This is a genomic window from Hasllibacter sp. MH4015, from assembly GCF_020177575.1.
Lineage (GTDB): Bacteria > Pseudomonadota > Alphaproteobacteria > Rhodobacterales > Rhodobacteraceae > Gymnodinialimonas.
Window position 1 is genome coordinate 2,259,342 of the sequence record NZ_JAHTBK010000001.1, and the last position, 17,370, is coordinate 2,276,711.

15 protein-coding genes are annotated in these 17,370 nt (G+C 59.9%); 11 read left to right on the forward strand and 4 right to left on the reverse strand.

The genetic code is table 11. The features are described 5' to 3' along the window. The first annotated feature begins 170 nt into the window (after positions 1-170). The 5 genes from KUW62_RS11595 (at position 171) to KUW62_RS11615 (ending at position 5,462) form a co-directional block, all read left to right on the forward strand. Entirely contained in the window at positions 171-680 is a 510-nt protein-coding gene (locus KUW62_RS11595) for a hypothetical protein (RefSeq protein ID WP_224815634.1), read from the forward strand. A gap of 172 nt (positions 681-852) precedes the next feature. Beyond that, the gene (locus KUW62_RS11600; protein ID WP_224815635.1) at positions 853-2,088 is read left to right on the forward strand and encodes a nucleotidyltransferase; all 1,236 of its coding nucleotides are present in this window, start codon (positions 853-855) and stop codon (positions 2,086-2,088) included. Further along, positions 2,088-3,806: a ThiF family adenylyltransferase gene (locus tag KUW62_RS11605; RefSeq protein WP_224815636.1), complete on the forward strand. Its 1,719-nt coding sequence runs from the start codon at positions 2,088-2,090 to the stop codon at positions 3,804-3,806. Before KUW62_RS11600 ends, KUW62_RS11605 begins: the two co-directional genes overlap by 1 nt. A gap of 31 nt (positions 3,807-3,837) precedes the next feature. Beyond that, positions 3,838-4,320: a Mov34/MPN/PAD-1 family protein gene (locus tag KUW62_RS11610; protein ID WP_224817102.1), complete on the forward strand. Its 483-nt coding sequence runs from the start codon at positions 3,838-3,840 to the stop codon at positions 4,318-4,320. After that, complete coding sequence (locus tag KUW62_RS11615; RefSeq protein ID WP_224815637.1) at positions 4,320-5,462, forward strand: SAVED domain-containing protein; 1,143 nt, start codon at positions 4,320-4,322, stop codon at positions 5,460-5,462. Before KUW62_RS11610 ends, KUW62_RS11615 begins: the two co-directional genes overlap by 1 nt. A gap of 165 nt (positions 5,463-5,627) precedes the next feature. Here KUW62_RS11615 and KUW62_RS11620 read toward each other — a convergent pair whose 3' ends face one another. The 4 genes from KUW62_RS11620 to KUW62_RS11635 all read right to left on the reverse strand — a co-directional run bounded on the left by KUW62_RS11620 (position 5,628) and on the right by KUW62_RS11635 (position 11,121). Continuing rightward, entirely contained in the window at positions 5,628-6,947 is a 1,320-nt protein-coding gene (locus tag KUW62_RS11620; RefSeq protein WP_224815638.1) for a relaxase/mobilization nuclease domain-containing protein, read from the reverse strand. Next, positions 6,902-7,288 carry a plasmid mobilization relaxosome protein MobC gene (gene mobC, locus KUW62_RS11625; RefSeq protein ID WP_224815639.1) on the reverse strand — a complete coding sequence of 129 codons (387 nt, stop codon included), beginning with the start codon at positions 7,286-7,288 and terminating at the stop codon, positions 6,902-6,904. Before mobC ends, KUW62_RS11620 begins: the two co-directional genes overlap by 46 nt. A 328-nt stretch (positions 7,289-7,616) precedes the next feature. Then, positions 7,617-9,935, reverse strand: coding sequence for a PIG-L family deacetylase (locus KUW62_RS11630; protein WP_224815640.1), 2,319 nt, complete (start codon positions 9,933-9,935; stop codon positions 7,617-7,619). A gap of 13 nt (positions 9,936-9,948) precedes the next feature. Next, positions 9,949-11,121 carry an ROK family transcriptional regulator gene (locus KUW62_RS11635; RefSeq protein WP_224815641.1) on the reverse strand — a complete coding sequence of 391 codons (1,173 nt, stop codon included), beginning with the start codon at positions 11,119-11,121 and terminating at the stop codon, positions 9,949-9,951. Between the two features lie 129 nt (positions 11,122-11,250). Between KUW62_RS11635 and KUW62_RS11640 the strand changes: the two genes are divergently transcribed. The 6 genes from KUW62_RS11640 (at position 11,251) to KUW62_RS11665 (ending at position 17,364) form a co-directional block, all read left to right on the forward strand. Next, on the forward strand, positions 11,251-12,510 hold the full coding sequence (locus tag KUW62_RS11640) for an extracellular solute-binding protein (RefSeq protein WP_224815642.1): 1,260 nt from the start codon (positions 11,251-11,253) through the stop codon (positions 12,508-12,510). Positions 12,511-12,593: 83 nt separating this feature from the next. Next, positions 12,594-13,535: a carbohydrate ABC transporter permease gene (locus KUW62_RS11645; protein WP_224815643.1), complete on the forward strand. Its 942-nt coding sequence runs from the start codon at positions 12,594-12,596 to the stop codon at positions 13,533-13,535. A 1-nt stretch (position 13,536) separates the two neighbouring features. Beyond that, positions 13,537-14,421: a carbohydrate ABC transporter permease gene (locus KUW62_RS11650; protein ID WP_224815644.1), complete on the forward strand. Its 885-nt coding sequence runs from the start codon at positions 13,537-13,539 to the stop codon at positions 14,419-14,421. Then, positions 14,418-14,822, forward strand: a complete 405-nt coding sequence (locus KUW62_RS11655) for a VOC family protein (protein ID WP_224815645.1) — start codon at positions 14,418-14,420, stop codon at positions 14,820-14,822. The genes KUW62_RS11650 and KUW62_RS11655 overlap by 4 nt, the downstream gene beginning before the upstream one ends. After that, entirely contained in the window at positions 14,819-16,306 is a 1,488-nt protein-coding gene (argH, locus tag KUW62_RS11660) for an argininosuccinate lyase (RefSeq protein WP_224815646.1), read from the forward strand. Before KUW62_RS11655 ends, argH begins: the two co-directional genes overlap by 4 nt. Continuing rightward, positions 16,303-17,364 carry an ABC transporter ATP-binding protein gene (locus KUW62_RS11665; RefSeq protein ID WP_224815647.1) on the forward strand — a complete coding sequence of 354 codons (1,062 nt, stop codon included), beginning with the start codon at positions 16,303-16,305 and terminating at the stop codon, positions 17,362-17,364. Before argH ends, KUW62_RS11665 begins: the two co-directional genes overlap by 4 nt. Positions 17,365-17,370: the final 6 nt, after the last annotated feature.

The window sequence follows — 17,370 nt, forward strand, 5'->3', positions numbered from 1 at the left end:
AAAAAGCACCTCATTTGTTCAAGTGGAAAGGTGCATTCCAAGTGAACCAAATCTGGGCGCTTGTGTGAGGTGAAGTGGGGGTGAGTAAGGGTGAAGGGTTCAGTCTGGTTTAAGGCTGACCGCAGGATTAGGATCGAAATGTAACGAAAACCAAATCCAGAAGAGCAGACATGACGTTGATAGAAATTCTTGGCGCACTTGAGCCGTATCAAACGACGATCGTGGGCGCTCTAGGTTTCATTGGTGTGATTTGGACGTTGCGGACCAATGCGCGTCATGCTGCAGCCGCGCACGAAAGAGAGATCGATACCCGTCGTCGAGCCCTGCGGCGGGTGCTTGCCGCTGAGTTCCGAAATGACGCTCGGGCTTTACGAGAGAACAGCGAACGTAAGGTGCCACCTGGTGAAACAATCTCAGTTGGTCGAAGTGAACGTGCAGTCTCAAATGCACTCGATGCCGATATCGGATTGCTCGATCTTGATGAGATTGATGTTGTGATGAACGCGATCATCAGCCGCGCCGGAATGAACCATCTGCTGGAGAATATGGCCGTCGTACAAAGCAACGGGCGGTTTGTTTTACCAGCGACTGCCTTTGATGACTTCTGCGATGTGGCATCGACAACTGCAAAGGCTATGGAGTTGGCTGTGCAGGCGTTGGAGTATTCAGGCGATGCGTAACGAGCGGCCCTTAGGAGACCTTTAGCGTGCTGGTCGATTGCTGCGATCGCAATCCGCATTGCTGACATTCGCTGCGGCTATGATGTAAGCTGAAATTTAGTCCCTTGAGAGATTGTAAATGTGCCGCGGCATCATCACTTAAAGTTGAACAACTAAAGAATAAGGAGTTTTGATGAATAGGCATTCTGACATTGGATACGGGTACAACATAGCGATTGAAAAACTGGCAGAGGAGCTGGCAGTACCACAAGATCGATTTGATCAGGCCGAAAGTCGCTACAAGGACCTTGGTGGATTCCTACACCGCGCCGACTCCAAGGTGCGTGAATTCGATCCAGACGTTTATGTTCAAGGTTCCTTTGCCTTGGGGACCCCAATTAAACCCGCCTCTTCAGACGAGGACTATGATCTGGACATCGTCGTTGCATTCCGGTCCTTGAACAAAATGTCGATCACGCAAGCTGATCTGCGTGGGCTTATGAGGAATGAGCTCAAAGCGTATCGAAAAGCTCGCGGTATCAGTAACGAGGTGGGAGAGTCCCGCAGATGCTGCACATTGGTCTATGCCGACGGAGCGCAGTTTCACATGGACGTGCTGCCCGCTGTGCCGAACGAAGCAAATATGCGTTTGCTTTTGTCTTCATACATGGCCGACGAAGCCCTGGCTGAAGGGGCAATTGCCATCACTGATTCCGACGAGACAGCCACATACAACGTCATCACAGACGACTGGCCTCGTAGTAACCCACGAGGCTTTGCTTCCTGGTTCAAATCGAGACAAATCGAACAACTGAATGAAAGGCGTCGTGCGTTCTTGGATGCGCAAGGCAAAGTGACCGCCAGTGTGGAGGATGTGCCTGTTTTTCGGGTCCGGACGCCTCTCCAGTCTTCGATTATGATCCTCAAGCGGCATAGAGACGAATGGTTCGCTGAGAGGGATCCGGATTTGAAGGTGATAAGCATCATCTTAACGACGCTGTCCAGCCACGCGTACTCCGGTGAAAACAGAGTATCAGATGCAATAGCGAAGATTCTTCGCGACATGCATCTCGCTATAGAGCAGCGAGGTAGCATATCTTGGATCCAGAACCCGACCGACCCTTCTGAAAACTTTGCTGATCGCTGGGAAACGTACCCAGAGCGGCGGACCGCTTTCTTCAAGTGGTTGGAAGCAGCTCGGCAAGATTTCGGCGCGGTGCAAAAGTTCTCTGATGCAGGCATCGTCTTGAATGAGCTTGCGCGTAGCCTCGGGAACCCATTGACGGAAGCAACCCGATCAAGAGTCGCGTCGTCAGCTGGATCGCGCGCGGCAACAGCCGCACCAGCTGTCGCGGGCGGTGCCTCCGCTCCTGGCCTTGTGTTTGGTGAAGAAGAACGCAGACCAACGGAGCCCAAGGGCTTTGGTTGATGAGCCTCGCCCAGAATGAAGAGCGGCTAGTTCGAGAGTGTGAAGAGCTTTCGGCGCTAGAAGGGCTTTCAGATTGGCTCCAGGATGGTAGTTTTGGCCAAGATAGAAATGGCCTAGTCTGTTGGTCATTTACTTTGTTGACAAAGGACAGGCGAGTTCCTTTGCGCATGGTCTTCCCGGTACTTTTTCCAGATTTGCCACCTTTTGTGGTTCCGGCAGATGACACCATTACGCTTTCCCAGCACCAATATGGAGCGGGTGGCGAGCTTTGCCTCCAATACAGATCCGACAATTGGCATCCGGATTGTAATAGTACAGATGTGGTTCGAAGTGCCAAAGCGCTCATCGAGGCCACGCCCGCCAACGACGCCGTATCTGATGTTGAGAGTGCTCATCCAACCGATCTACCGACGGTGCTTGCAGCATATCCATTGCGATTCATGCTGCCACCAAAGACCGCAGACCTACTAAGGGTTCGGTTGGCTGGGCGCGCAACCGAACTTCGCCTAACCGTAGAGCACAGGTTGGGAACAATGGAAACGCAGGTTGCACGCGTTGCCTCCATTGGGCATGACCAGGGATTGCGAGTTCCAGCCGATGGCCCAGGGGTTGGAGGCAAGTGGGTTCGAGGGGTCCTTTACCGCTTGCCAGGCATTCAGAAGATTCCCGATCTCACTGCGCATGACGCCGAGGAGCAACTTTTTTTTCTTTTGCCCTATTGGTTGCGAGCATGGATCAACAAACATGAGAGTACGCTGGTCGTTCTTTCAAACGGCAGACAGGAGGTTTTGTTCCGTGTTTGGTATGCCGACAACGACAGGAAGATTGACCTTTTTCTTACCTTCGCCCCGCCCCAGGCAAAGGAACGTAGGATTCATGGACTGACATTCAGAAAATCCAGCGTTTGTATTATTGGAGCAGGGTCTCTCGGTTCCAAGGTTGCCGCAAGCCTAGCGCGCGAAGGTGTCGGGCAATTCATGTTGCTCGATAACGATGTCCTTTGGACCGACAACTTGGTTCGAAATGAATTGGACGAGCTGGATGTTGGACATCATAAGGCAATGTCGCTCCAGCACAGGCTGCTTCGCATAAACCCAAATGTCCTAGTCTCCGCGCTCGGTATGAGCCTAACATCACAATCAACTGTTCAGAACATCTCGAAGCTTGGCGAGATCGTCAGTTCTTGTGATCTTGTTATCGACACAACGGCTGATAGCAGCGTGTTTCGTATGGCAGCAGCAATCTGTACGCAGAAGAGAAAGCCACTGGTTTGGGCACGCGTCTACGCTGGCGGAATTGGTGGGCTGGTTGCACGCAGCGTTCCGAACGAAGACCCGGCTCCTATGATTGCCGCTTCTCAACTACAGGCTTGGTGTGATGCCAAAGGCGAAGCGCCGCCGGAAGGAGAACAGCGCAATTATGGCCTTCATGAGGAGGGCCAAGAACAACCACTATTCGCCTCCGATGGCGACGTGGGAGCGATCGGAAGTAGATTGGTTCGCCATGCGCTGGATGTGCTCTCGCCTCCAGAAATGAGGATCCATCCCGAGCCTGCTTATTTCGTCGGCCTTCGGAAAGGATGGATTTTTGAACATCCGTTCGACACGCATCCCGTTGTCTACAGCTCAAATGCTGGTTGGGGCGACGGGGAGGCTGGCGACAATGGTCTTTCTTCAGAAAAGGTCTTGGACCAGCTGGGGGTCAATTATGGCCCTTAGTCTGAGAATTCCCCCTGCACAATGGAATGCGATGCGAGGGTGCCTCGAAACAGGTGGTCTCCGAGAGATCGGCGGTTGGTTGGCTGCAGAACAGCTTGCGCCCGGGAAGTTTGAACTGGTCGGTTTTACAGTTGACCTGGACGTTGGAACGCACAATCGCTTCGCCAGTCTTCCTACCACACATGGCGTCCAACTAGATGGCATTTTAGCTGCGAATGCGGACAGAAATGGACGAGTGGATTATTTAGGTGAATGGCATTCGCATCCGACTTTCCCGCCTGTACCCAGTGACATCGACGTGGCTGCAATGACGACGATGGTTGAGGAAAGTGGGCCATCGTTCGCCACGTTGCTCATTGTTCGCCTGTTGGGTGTGGGGGTGCTCCAGGCCACAATCACAACTTTCCAACGTGGTCTACCACCTGAACAAGGACAGTTGATCATCGATCACGCTCGCCTGACACCGGTGCTTCCTGGGATGGATTTGACCGACAAAAATGGGAGGCACAGCTAATGTCGAACAGAGGGAAGCAACTGAGCGAAGTTACAAAGCTGCTGGTTTGGGGGCGTGCCGCTGGTCGATGCCAATTCAAAAACTGCGAAAAAACCCTCGACCATGACCTGATTGCTGGAAAAGCGGAAATCAATGCTGCTTATCTGGCCCATGTCGTCGCTTCTTCGCCGAAAGGCCCGAGGGGGCACCCCACGCGGTCGCACCAGTTATCGGATGATGCATCAAACATTATGCTCATGTGCGATGTCCATCATCGCATAATCGACGGCAAAAGGACCTGGCAGGACTTCCCAGAAGAGCTGTTGCTGCAGTGGAAAAAGGAGCATGAGGAGTGGGTCGATCTGGCCTTGTCTTCGGGTCCAGACAGCCGCTCCCATATTCTACAGTTCTCCGCTCCGATTGGTCCCAACGAAACGGCTGTACCATTTGACGACTGCGTTTCTGCGATCATGCCGGATCGGACGCCTGCGGAAAAGAGATCAATTGAGATTAAGGTGCGCGGCATGCACTTCCAGGACAGCGAAGAGTCTTACTGGAACGTGCAACCTGAAACACTAAGGCACGGCGTCTCACAGAATGTACGGGGTAGGTTTGAGAGCGGTGACATCCGCCATCTTTCGATTTTTGGCTTAGCCCCGATCCCGCTCCTGATGGAACTTGGTCGTCTTGTCTCCGACATTTCGGATGTTGATGTGTACGAACGCCATCGTGAACCTGCTCAATGGAAATGGCCTGAAGACGGGCCCGAAGTGAGTTTCTCGCGCACTAAAGGTCGAGAGGGCTCGAAGAATGTGGCGCTAAAGCTTTCGGTTACATCGAAAATAACAGATGATCGCGTTACAGAGGTACTTGGTGACGAAGTATCGATTTGGAATATTTCAAGTGATCCACAAGCTCATGGCGTGATCCGCCGTAAAAGCGATCTAAGCCGATACAGATCCATCGTCCGAGCGACGCTTGATGAGATCAAGAACGCGCACGGGATGGATGTCACACTATCCATATTTCCCGCTGTACCTGTTTCCTGTGCAATCGAATTTGGCAGGGTTTGGCAGCCAAAGGTGCACCCTGGTATTGAAATTTTTGATCAAGTTCGCGGGAAAGGCTTCACACACAGATTGTCATTCACCCCCTCCTCTTAGTAGCTCAAATGACAGAGAACACTACGGCCATTGCTGAACATCCTACGCATCACTTTATGCGATCAACCGGTTGCAGCATTTACCGCTCGCGTTGACGTATTGAACGTCCGCTTTTTCGGAAACTTGTGCGATGCTCACGGTTGCAGCGAAGGTCGGCTTCCCGCCCTATCTATCGAACGCTGGACCACGATATCGTCGCCGTTCTTCATCGCGTCGCTGGTGTTGGGTTGCAGCGGCCCGTTGTAGAAATTCGTTGACGGTTTTTGCCATGTGTTTGCGCTCAGCGCCTTGTCTGACCTTCTCCTGCTTGACCCGGTCTTGGAGTTCCATTCGTTCCAATATCTGAGCCTCAATCAGCGTAACTCGTTGCTCTTTATCACGCTGAGTACATGACAATGCTTCTGCTTCGTTGCGTTTGATTGTCTGACGATGTGACCCGGTTAGGCGATCAAAGAGACCTCGAAGTCCCTTGTTGAGCCGTCCCATGCGAACATGTGTCTCGTCTTTCCAACGCTGTTCCTGTTTCGACTTGAGGATTGCCCGCTCTCTGCGCTGCGCAGTGACCATGGCAGTTCGTTCATCCAGATACGGTCGCAGCTGCTCGGTATGCTTATCTTTCACTTGCTTGATGTAGCTGAGAACTTGGGCATTGACCTTAGATCGAACAGTTTTCCGAACATCATCTGCGCTTTGTAGTTTTGATGCCTCCCCCAGGCGGGCTTTGACATCTTTCGATTTTTGCCCAGTCCATCGGGCCACTGAGTAGGTGTTTCCCTGGACGTCTATAGCGATAAACCCACGTCGATCTCCCTTGGCTAGATACAAGCCTTTGTCCTCAAGGGCCGCTTGATACGATGCTAAGTCATCCGATTGTTCCCAGGCTGCGCGAAAGAGCTGTTTCATCTCCCTAGGATCAATGCCTGTGCGTTGTGCTTGCTGCCACTCAGCCAGTGTGAAGTTCAGAGGGTTCTTTCGATCGTAGGTTTGTAAACCCTCCGGCAATTCCCATCCATGGTCTAGGAATATCTCTTTGGACAGATCACGCAGTTTGGTTTTGAAATGCGGAAGGTTGATGGCCTTCATGGTGTCAGCATCAATCCGTGAGACAACCAGATGCGCATGACGCCGTCCGTTTTTCTCATGAATGATCAGCGAGTAGGGTTGTTCTTCCAGGCCGAGTTTCTCAGCGACACGTTCCGCTGCGTCTCGAAAGCCATCATCGGTGACCACCACGCCCTCAGGTGGATTGAGGCTGCAAGAAAACAGAAACTGCGTGCACTTCGTTGCTCTGGAGACAGCGTAGGCTTCTTGCAAAGCACCATGCAGATCCTCAGCCATGAAGCCGGATTGCTCAATAACTTCGATATGATCGTTGTCTCGATCATTCATCAAATGATCAGCCAAGGCAGCAGCGCCCGATCGTTGAGATGCAACTAGGATCATAACTTCACCCCAAGCGCTTGCATCAGCGTTGTTCGCATCCACGCGACATCAACGACGGCTTGTTGAAGATCTTTTGCCAACTCTTCATCGATTACCAACGTGCCTTGGTTCAGATGCTTAGCGATTTGGTTGAGATTGTTGGCGGAGCGGGATGCACCCAACCGTGCGAGGATCTCTGCGAGTAGCTTTTGGTCGGCTTCAGGTGCAGGGCGACGTTTGCGATAAGTGGGTGATTCATCAGAAAGCACCACAGACTTCACATACGAGGACAAGGGCATGGAGCCAGCCTTTGCTTCGAGAGCTGTGCGTTCAGCATCGGACAATCGCATGGAGAAGGGCGGTTTACGCTTTGCTGGTGATTTATGCTGAGCAGGATCCATCATGGTCGAGGTCCTCGCAGATGGGGCGAGGTTGGTGGCAGCTTCCGAAGATGCTCCACAGCCTCGTCATCGGCCTCAATCATCTCCGCCCAGTTTGCTATTTCAGAGAGGCAATTATCGAGATCAGAAAGTTCTAGGTTACTCCCCTGGGGTGCACCATTTCTTATTTGGCCTACCGCCCTTCGGGCTACTTGAGGCCGAATTGCCGGTTCTAGGCTCCGCTACACCATCCGCAGGTTACAGCGGTTTCGAAGGAACCGCGAGAGCCCTTGGCTGCAATCTATCCACCGCCGACGCAGTTTCCGTCCTGCCAGACCGGTCGACCGCCCCCTCAATCCTTCGCTTTCAGGCCCACGATATTGGCCATCAAGCGATACGCTCCGGGCACCAGTTGCGGCAATTGATGGTGCAGGTTCAGTGCGACGTGGGCATGGGTTCCGCGCCCGATCCGACCCACCAGGAGCCCGCCATCCAGCGGCTGCTCATCGGGATCGGCCATGCGCAGCAGTGCGGTGTAGTCCGGGGACCAGTCTTTCGCGAAATAGAGGCCCCGTTCCTTTTGCCAGCCGTCCCAGTCGGACGCCGTGATCGAGTTGGGTGTGGCGAAGACCGGGTGGTCGGGGGCGAGCATCGTCACCTCCGCGTCGGCATCGGTGATGCGCCATCGCAGGGATGGCTGGCCGATCTCGATCCGGGACGGCGGTGTGGCCTCAGGGTCCCAATCGTCGCGGGGGCGGTGATAGAGCGTGACAAGCGTGCCGCCCGCCGCGACCCACGCGTTCAGCCGCGCCACCATCGGCTTCAGAGCCGGGCGGAAGCGATAGGCGAACACGCCGACCAGCACCGTGTCGTAACCCGCAAACGGGTCGGCGCCCGACAGCGCCGCATCGTCCAAGTCTGTCACGTCGAGCCCGGCGGCGCGCAGCCACTCCGCCACGCTATCATTGCCCGCGCCGATATAGGCGATGCGCGCCTCGGGCACCTCCAGCCGAGCAAGGCGCAGGGTCAGGGTCGCGGGCCAGTGGTTCATCACCGGGCGGATGTGGTCGTGGTCGATGATGCGTGTGGCCGTTGCGGGCGCGCCGTTGACCAGCAGGGGCAAGACGTGAAGCCCCTCCCCCGCATCCTCGGGCAAATGCAATGTCACTTCGCCGCCGCTCCAGTCCTGCGACCAACCGTTGGGCAGATCGAAAGACAGCTCTGCGCCCTCCGGCCCTGAGGCTGACAGGGTCAGGCCTCGCGCCGGTTCGTTGAGGTTGAGAAACGCCTTCGCGGTGGAAAGCCGCGCCTGCCGGGCCGGGTAGACATGCAGGGGGTGGTCCATCGCCACGCGGGACCGGCTTGTCACACCCTCCAAAGTGACGGTCACATCCAGCGCAGGTGCGGGCGGGATCAGGGGATCGAAGCTGTCGGGATAGGGATCGCGGGGCGCGGCGTCGGGCGCGGCCTCGATCCGGCCTGCCGAGGCCTGCAGGCCCGCGCCGGGGTCGAGGGCGACGTCCACGTCCACTTCATTCGGATGGGACATCTCCACCGTGACGGGCGTCCCCTCGCCCGGTCGAAGTGCCTTGCGCGCGGCATGGGCGCGGATGGCGACACCAGACGTCAGGCGGATAAGACGGGAGAGTTGCGCGGCCTTGCGGGTGACACGGTGGCGATGCTCCGCCGCGACGGATGCGTCGTCCAGAAGCGTAAGGGCCTTGGCCGCCAACCCTGCCATGGCTTCCATATCGGGGAAGGCCGCAAGCGTCGCGTCGACGGCGGATTGCGCCTCCTCCATTCCCAGATCAGCCAGGGTGAGCGGCAGATTGTCGGTGACACGGCCTGCATCCGCACCCACACGCGACCACGCCAGGTGCAACGGCCAGTCCCTCTCCTCACCTGGGGCGATCCAGTGACCCATGCCTTGGGTGCGGTGGAATTGCCGGGACCATTGGCCGATCACCTCATACCGCATGCCGAGCATCGGATCGCCGCCCTTGGCCTCCACAATCAGCGTGGCGGGCGGTGGCGGCACCTCATCATCGTAAGAGCCACCCGCCCCGGAAAACGCGGGCAAGTAGAGCTTGGAGACCTGCCAGACCGGCAAATCGCAGCCTGGATAGGTGGGATCGGCGGCAGCCTCGATCACGTCATGGGCGGCCTGGGTCATCGCGCGGTGGTGCCCGTGCTGGCCCGGAATATCGAGGAAGGTTGGACACAGGATATCGGGGCGATCCGCGCGCACGATCTGCACGAACCGGTCCATCAGGCGCTCCCGCCCCCAGATGCCGATCGTTTCTTCCCGCGACTTGGAGAAGCGGAAATCGCGGATCGTGTCGTCGGCCGATTGCCCGTGCCAGTAAAGCCGCATGTCCAGCACATCCGCCGCCCGCTCCATCTCTGCCGTGCGGAGCGCGCCGAGATCCGCGCCGGTCTCCGTCCCGATGTCGTTTTGCCCGCCTTCACCGCGGGTGGAGCAGGCATAGGACAGGTTCACGCCGTCGCGCAGCCACAGGGCGGCCAGCATTGCCGTCGTCTCATCATCGGGATGGGCGCCGGAGTTCATGAAGGTCACGCAGGAACGCAGCCCCGCCATGGCGCGCCAGACGCGGGCGATCAGGGGGTCGTGGGCTTCGGACAGGATGCGGGTCTGGATCTCGGTGGCCATGGGCAGCCCTTTTTCAATGCGTGGCGACAAGGCGGGGGGAGAGGGCCGTATTCACCACATGGGCCGCCGCCCCCAACGTGGCGGCCATGCGCCCGGCATTGCCCGCAATCAGGCGGGGATGGGTCCGGTCGGGGCGGTTGGCGACGGAATGCGCGGGCAAGGTGATGGCCTGCACGAGGTCTTGCAGGATCGCCTCGGGCATGGCGCCGGTAATCAGGATCGCTTGCGGGTCGGTCAGGTTTTCGAGGATCTGGATCGCGGTGCCAAGCGCGTCACCCGCCGCGTTCAGCCAACGCAGATAGGCCGGAGGGCGCGTGGCCTGTATCGCGGCCAGGTCCTCGACCGTCTCGACATGGATGCCGTCGCGCGACAGCGCCGCGACAAGCGCCATCCGGCTGGCTACCTGTTCGAGCGGTTGCGGACCGTCGGCGGTGTGAACCGGGATATGGCCGATTTCGCCCGCATTCCCGAAGGCCCCGCCATTGACGGACCCGCCGCTTACCAGCCCCAGGCCAAGCCCAGCCCCGAAATAGAGGCAGGCGAAGGTCTCCAGATCCCGCGCCGCGCCCAGCACCATCTCGGCCATTGCCGCCGCGTTGGCGTCGTTTTCGACCGTCACCGGCAGATCGAGCGCGCGGGCGATTTCCCGGTCCGCGGCGATCTGGCCCCAGCCCGGCAATTCCGTCGCCTGCCCCGACACGCCGGTGATGCCAAACGGCCCCGGCATGACGACGCCCGCACCGATGACGTGATCCGCGGCGATGCCCGCCCCGTCCCCCCGACCCGGCAGCGCGCGCAGAAGGGGCAGCACGCAGTCCGGCGAGGAGGCCCTGAGCTGGAACCGTTCGGTGTGCAGAACCTCCCCGCCCAGATCGATCCACGCGGCCAGAAGCGCGTCGGTCCGGATCTCGATCCCCAGCGCGGCCCCGGCGGCGTGGCGGATGGCGTAGGTCACCGGCGGCTGGCCGCGTTGCCCGGTGCGGCGGCCCGTTTCCTGCACCCAGCCGTCGGACAGAAGGTCGGAGATGATGTTGCTGACCGCCTGGATGCTCAGCCCCACGGCGCGCGCGATCTCGGCCCGGCCCGCACTGCCGGCGCGGCGCAGGTGGCGCAACACCAGCCCACGATTATAGAGCCGCGAGCGTTCCGCGTTGGATCCGGGCGTGGAGATGCTGTGCGCGGCCATATCCCCGATTAACTCAAGTCACTTGATGGTTCAACGATGCTCCGCTAGCGTCGGGTGCAGAGCCCACAAACACTGCTTCAACCGGGCCGCGAACCGCCACGCATTTGCACCGTACCAGGGAGATCCTCCATGACACGAACCTTTCGAACGACGCTTTTTGCCCTTGCCACATCGGCCGCCGCCCTGTCGGCGGGTGCCGCGCAGGCCCAGGAAGTGACCATCGAATACTGGCAGTATTTCTTCGAGGCGCGCGTCAACGCGATGGAGCAGCTGATCGAGAATTTCGAAGCTGCCAATCCCAATATCAACGTGGAGATGACCCATTTCCCCTATGCCGATTATCGCACCCGGACCGCCGTGGCCGTGCCTGCGGGCGAGGGGCCGGATATCGTGCAGCTGTTCTACGGGTGGCTGAACGATTACATCGACGCGGAGCTAATCCAGCCCCTGCCGGCGGAGGCGTTCCCCAACGAGATGATCGAGGCGGAATTCTTCCCCATGGTCAGCGCGATGGAGCGCGACGGCCAGTATTTCGCCCTGCCAACTGCCGTGCGTTCGCTTGCACTGTTCTACAACAACCGCCTGCTTGAGGCCGCCGGTCTGGACGGCCCGCCCGAAACACTGGACGAACTGATGAGCCATGCCGAGGCGATGACGGAACGCGACGGGGCGGGCAATATCACGCAAGTGGGCCTGACGACCGGCATGACGGGGCAGGATCACCATTGGTTCCGCGAAGTCCTGATCCGCCAGATGGGCGGGGAGCCTTACACCGACAATTACCAGACGGTAAACTACGACACCGAGGCCGGGCGCGCGGCGCTGGATTACTACCTGGGCCTGGAAGAGGCGGGCGTGACGCAAGTGGGCTTCATGGACGAAGCGCAAGCCGCCTTCCGCGCCGGGCGCGCGGGTTTGCATATCGACGGCTCCTTCCGCATCGGCGCGCTCAACGACAGCCGCGGGTTGGATTGGGGCGTGACGGAGCTTCCCGCAGGTCCCGACGGGACCCGGTCGAACTATTCCTCCTACTGGGTGAACGCGATCACGTCGTCCGCCGAAGGGGCGGAATACGACGCGGCGGTCCTGTTCATGCAATACATCACCTCGCCCGAAGCGATGCAGATCTGGCTGGACACGGTGGGCGAACTGCCCGCCCGCCAGGAGGTCGGCATGACCGAGGAAAACGCCAATGACCCCGTCTTCGGCCCCTTCATCCGCGGGCTGGAATACGCCAACACCACGCTGTTCGCCGATGAAAGCGCACAGCGTCAGGTGCTTGTCGATATGGTGGAACGGGTGCAACTTCAGGGTCAGGATCCGGGCGAAAGCCTGAGTGCCGCGGCAGAGGCCGAACAGGCGATCCTTGACGGATATTACGGCGACTGACCCCGGGCGCCGCGAAACCGGGGCGGGCCAGCGATGGCCCGCCCCCCCCCAAAGAACCGACCTTCCCCGCAAAGGCGCAAGCCATGGCGAGCATCCCATCCCCGGACAAGGCCCAGACACCCGCCGCCCCGCAGGGTGCCTATAGCCGTCTGAGCATCACCCAGAAGCGCACGCTCTGGGCGTGGGGGTTCCTCGCCGTGCCGATCCTGTTCTACGTGGTGATCCGCTTCTACCCCACCGGCAACGCGATGGTTCTGTCCTTGCAGGAATGGAACCTATTGGGCGATCGCACCTGGGCGGGGTTGGAGAATTACCGGGTTCTGCTGAGCGATCCGGTCTTCTGGCAGGTCTTCCGCAACACGTTCCTTTATCTGCTGCTGGGCACGCCCATCAGCCTCGTGATCTCGTTCATCATCGCCTACCACCTGGACCAGGTGCGCTTCATGCATGGCACGATCCGGGCGCTTTACTTCGTGCCGTTCATGACCTCCGCCGTGGCGATGGCGTGGGTCTGGCGCTGGTTCTACCAGGACGTGCCGATTGGCCTTTTCAACAACGCGCTCGCCTCCATCGGGATTGCGCAGATCGATTTCCTGGACAGCACCACCAACGCCCTGCCCTCGGTGCTTGCGCCCGCGATCTGGGCGGGTCTCGGCTTCCAGATCATCATCTTCATGGCCGGCTTGCGGGCCATCCCGCGCACCTTTTACGAGGCCGCGAAGATCGACGGCGTGTCCACCTGGACCGTGCTGTGGGAGATCACGCTGCCGCTTCTGCGTCCCACGATCGTGTTCATCGTCGTGCTCAGCTCCATCGGGTTCCTGCGCATCTTCGACCACGTCTTCAACATGACGACGAACAATCCCGGCGGGCCGCTCAACGCCACCAAGCCGCTGGTGCTGATGATCTACCAGACCGCGTTTGACAGCTTCGACATGGGCTATGCCGCGGCGCAGACGGTCGTGCTGTTCGTCATCCTTCTGATCGTCAGCCTGATCCAGCTGCGCCTGTTGAGGGATCGCTGAGATGGCCGCCACCGACGATCTGGCCGTGCGCGCCTCCTCCGAGGCGCTGTTGACGGCGAAGGCCCCACCCAAGAAGCGCAACATGGCGCAATTCATCCGCTGGATCTTGCTGTTCGCGGGCGGTGTCCTGATGGTGATGCCGCTGGCCTACATGATCTCCACCTCCATGAAATGGCCGTGGGAGGTCTACAATATCGGGCTGATCCCCGAGGAACCGACGCTGGAGAATTACACCTACGTGCTGGAGGACGGGCGTTTCTTCAGCTGGTTCCTCAATTCGGTCATCATCGCGGGCATCACCACGATCTCTGCGCTCTTTTTCGACAGCCTCGTGGGCTACACCTTGTGCAAGTTCAAGTTCCGGGGCCGCTACATCGTCTTCATCGCGATCCTGTCGACGCTGATGATCCCGACGGAGATGCTGGTGATCCCGTGGTACATGATGAGCCAGAGTTTCGGCTGGCTCGATACCTATTGGGGGATCATGTTCCCGGGCCTGATGACCGCGTTCGGCGTGTTCCTGATGAAGCAATTCTTCGAGACGGTGCCCGACGATTTCCTGGAGGCGGCGCGGATCGACGGGTTGAACGAATTCCAGATCTTCTGGCAGGTGGCCCTGCCGATGGTGAAACCGGCGCTGGCCGCCCTGGCGATCTTCATCTTCCTCGGCAACTGGACCGCCTTCCTGTGGCCGCTGATCGTGACCACGGACACCTCGCTTTACACGCTGCCGGTGGGCCTGTCGTCCTTCGGGGACGAGGCCGATGTGGCGTGGGAGCTGATCATGACCGGCGCGGCAATTTCCACCCTGCCCACCCTGATCTTCTTCCTGATCTTCCAGCGCTTCATCATCCGGGGCGTGGTCATGGCGGGTTTGAAGGGATGAAGCTGGACCATGTCCACCTGCCCTGCCGCGACCGCGACGCGATGACGGAATGGCTGGGGCAGGTCTTCGGACTTGCACCCGATCCGCAATTCGCCGTCTGGGACGCCGATGGCGGGCCAAGGTTCCTCCGCAATCCCGACGGCCCCGCCCTTGCCCTGTTTGAGGGCGATTGGGACGCCGAGGCAGCCCAGGACCACACGATCGCCTTCCGCGTCGATGCGGCGGCCTTCGACGCCTTTCACGACCGCGCAATCCGCCTGGGGTTGCGGGACCGGTTCGGGGCCTTGGTCGCGGAGAAGGGCACGACGGACCATATGGGGCTTGCGACGTCCATCTATTTCGTGTCGCCCGAAGGGCACCGGTTCGAGGTCACGACCTATCCCGATGGCAACGCCGCATGACCGATACCTCCACTTTCCCCGACCCCACCTATCGCGACACGGTGCTTGCCCCGTTGTTCGAGGGCGTCAAAACCCATTTCGCCGATCACATGGATGCCATCAACCGCGCGCATCTGGTGATGCTGGTGGAAACGGCCATCCTGTCGCCCGGTGACGGCAAGGCCATTGCAGACGCGCTTGACGTCATCGCGGCGGAGACCGACCGCGACGCGCTCAGCTATACCGGCGAGCATGAAGACTGGTTCTTCTTGGTTGAAGCAGAACTGAAGAACCGCCTCGGCGATCTGGGGGGCGCATTGCACACCGCGCGCAGCCGCAACGACATGGATCACACCATGTTCAAGATGGCGTTGCGCGACCGGGCGGAGCGTGCGCAGGCGCAGATGCTGAGCCTCGCCCAAGCGCTGCTCGACAAGGCCCGCGCAGAACGGGATACGCTGATCGTGGCCTATACCCATGGCCAACCGGCGCAGCCGTCGACCTTCGGCCATTACCTGGCCGCCGTGATCGAGGTTCTGCTGGCCGATGCCAGACGCTTCGACGCGGCCATCGCGCCGCTTGACCTCTGCCCGATGGGGGCGGCCGCGATCACCACGAGCGGCTTTCCCATCGACCGCGCCCGCATGGCCGAATTGCTGGGATTCACCGGGCCCCGCGTGAATGCCTATGGCTGCATCGCGTCGGTGGATTACGTCACCGGGCTTTATTCCGCGCTGAAACTTCCGATGCTCCATCTGGGCCGCGTGGTGCAGGACATGGCGTTCTGGTCGGCCTTCGAGGTCGGGCAGCTCTATGTCCCGCGCAGCCTTGTCCAGATCTCCTCCATCATGCCGCAGAAGCGCAATCCGGTGCCGATTGAACATCTGCGGCACCTGGCCTCCGTGGCGGCGGGACGCTGCGATACGATGGTCAACACGATGCACAACACGCCCTTCACCGACATGAATGACAGCGAGGGGGAGGTGCAGCAGGCAGGCTATGGCGCGTTCGACCATGCGGGCCGAGTTCTCGACCTTTTGACAGCCTTCCTGCCCGCCTGTTCGATCAACGCCGAGCGGGTGGCGGCCACGTCCGACGCCGCCTGCATCACCATAACCGAACTGGCCGACACCCTTGTGCGGGAGGAGGGTTTGAGCTTCCGCCAAGCCCATGATGTTGCCGCCACCACCGCCCGCGCCGTGATCGCATCCGACCAGCCACTGCGCGCGGGATATCCGGCCTTTGCCGATGCGTTCACCGCCGCGATGGACCGACCCCCGGCCTTGACGGAAGACAACTTCGCCACCGCCGTGGATGCCCGCACCTTCGTCAACCGCCGAGACCGGATCGGAGGGCCAGCCCCCGCAGCGCTGGACGCGGCCTTCGCGGACTACGCCGTGGCGCTTGACGCCCTCAAGGCAGAACAGACCACCCGCCTGACCCGTCGGGCGCAGGCCGCAACCCGCCTGACCGACGCATTCGACGACCTGAAAGGGCAAAGATGAGCAACCTGATCCTGCGCGACCTCGTCAAACGCTACGGCGATGTGGAGGTGCTGCATTCCATCAACCTCGACGTGGCGGAGGGGGAATTCGTGGTGCTCGTGGGTCCGTCGGGCTGCGGCAAATCCACCACGCTGCGCATGATCGCGGGGCTGGAGGAAGTGACGGACGGCGCCGTGGAAATCGGTGGGCGCGTCGTCAACAATCTGGAGCCCAAGGAGCGCAACATCGCGATGGTGTTCCAGAATTACGCGATCTACCCCCACATGTCGGTGCGCCGGAACATCGGCTTCGGCCTGAAGACCGCGAAGGCCACCAAGGCGGAAAAGAACGCCCGCATCGACGAGGTTGCCGGCATCCTTGGCATGACGGAGCTGTTGGAGCGTAAGCCCGCGCAGCTGTCAGGCGGGCAACGGCAGCGGGTGGCCATCGGGCGGGCCATGGTGCGCGACCCGGCGGTGTTCCTGTTCGATGAGCCGTTGTCGAACCTTGATGCGCAATTGCGCACCCAGATGCGGCTGGAGATCAAGAAACTGCACAGCCGCGTGGGCAAGATGATGATCTTCGTCACCCACGATCAGGTGGAGGCGATGACGCTCGCCGACCGGATCGTCATCATGCGCGACGGCCATATCCAGCAGGTCGGCACACCGGCAGAGGTCTATCACAGCCCCGCCAACACGTTCGTTGCGCAATTCATCGGCGCGCCCGCCATGAACCTTCTGGCGGCGGAGGCTTCGGGCGACACGATCCGCCTGTGGAACGGGGCGGAGGTTGCCGTGCCGGGCGTCACCTTGGCGGACGGGCGGAAGATCCAGCTTGGCATCCGGCCCGAGGATCTGACCGAAGACCCGGGCGGCGCGCTGGAAGGGCGCATCACCGTGGCCGAACCGCTTGGCGCGGAGACACTGGTTTACGTGGATGTGGGCGGGCAGGAGATCACCGCAACCGCATCGGGCCGCAATCCCCCCAAGGCGGGCGACATGATCCGGCTTGGCCTGTCGGGGACCGACGCGCATCTGTTCGACGCCGATAGCGGGATCAGCCTGCGGCAAGGCTAGGACAGG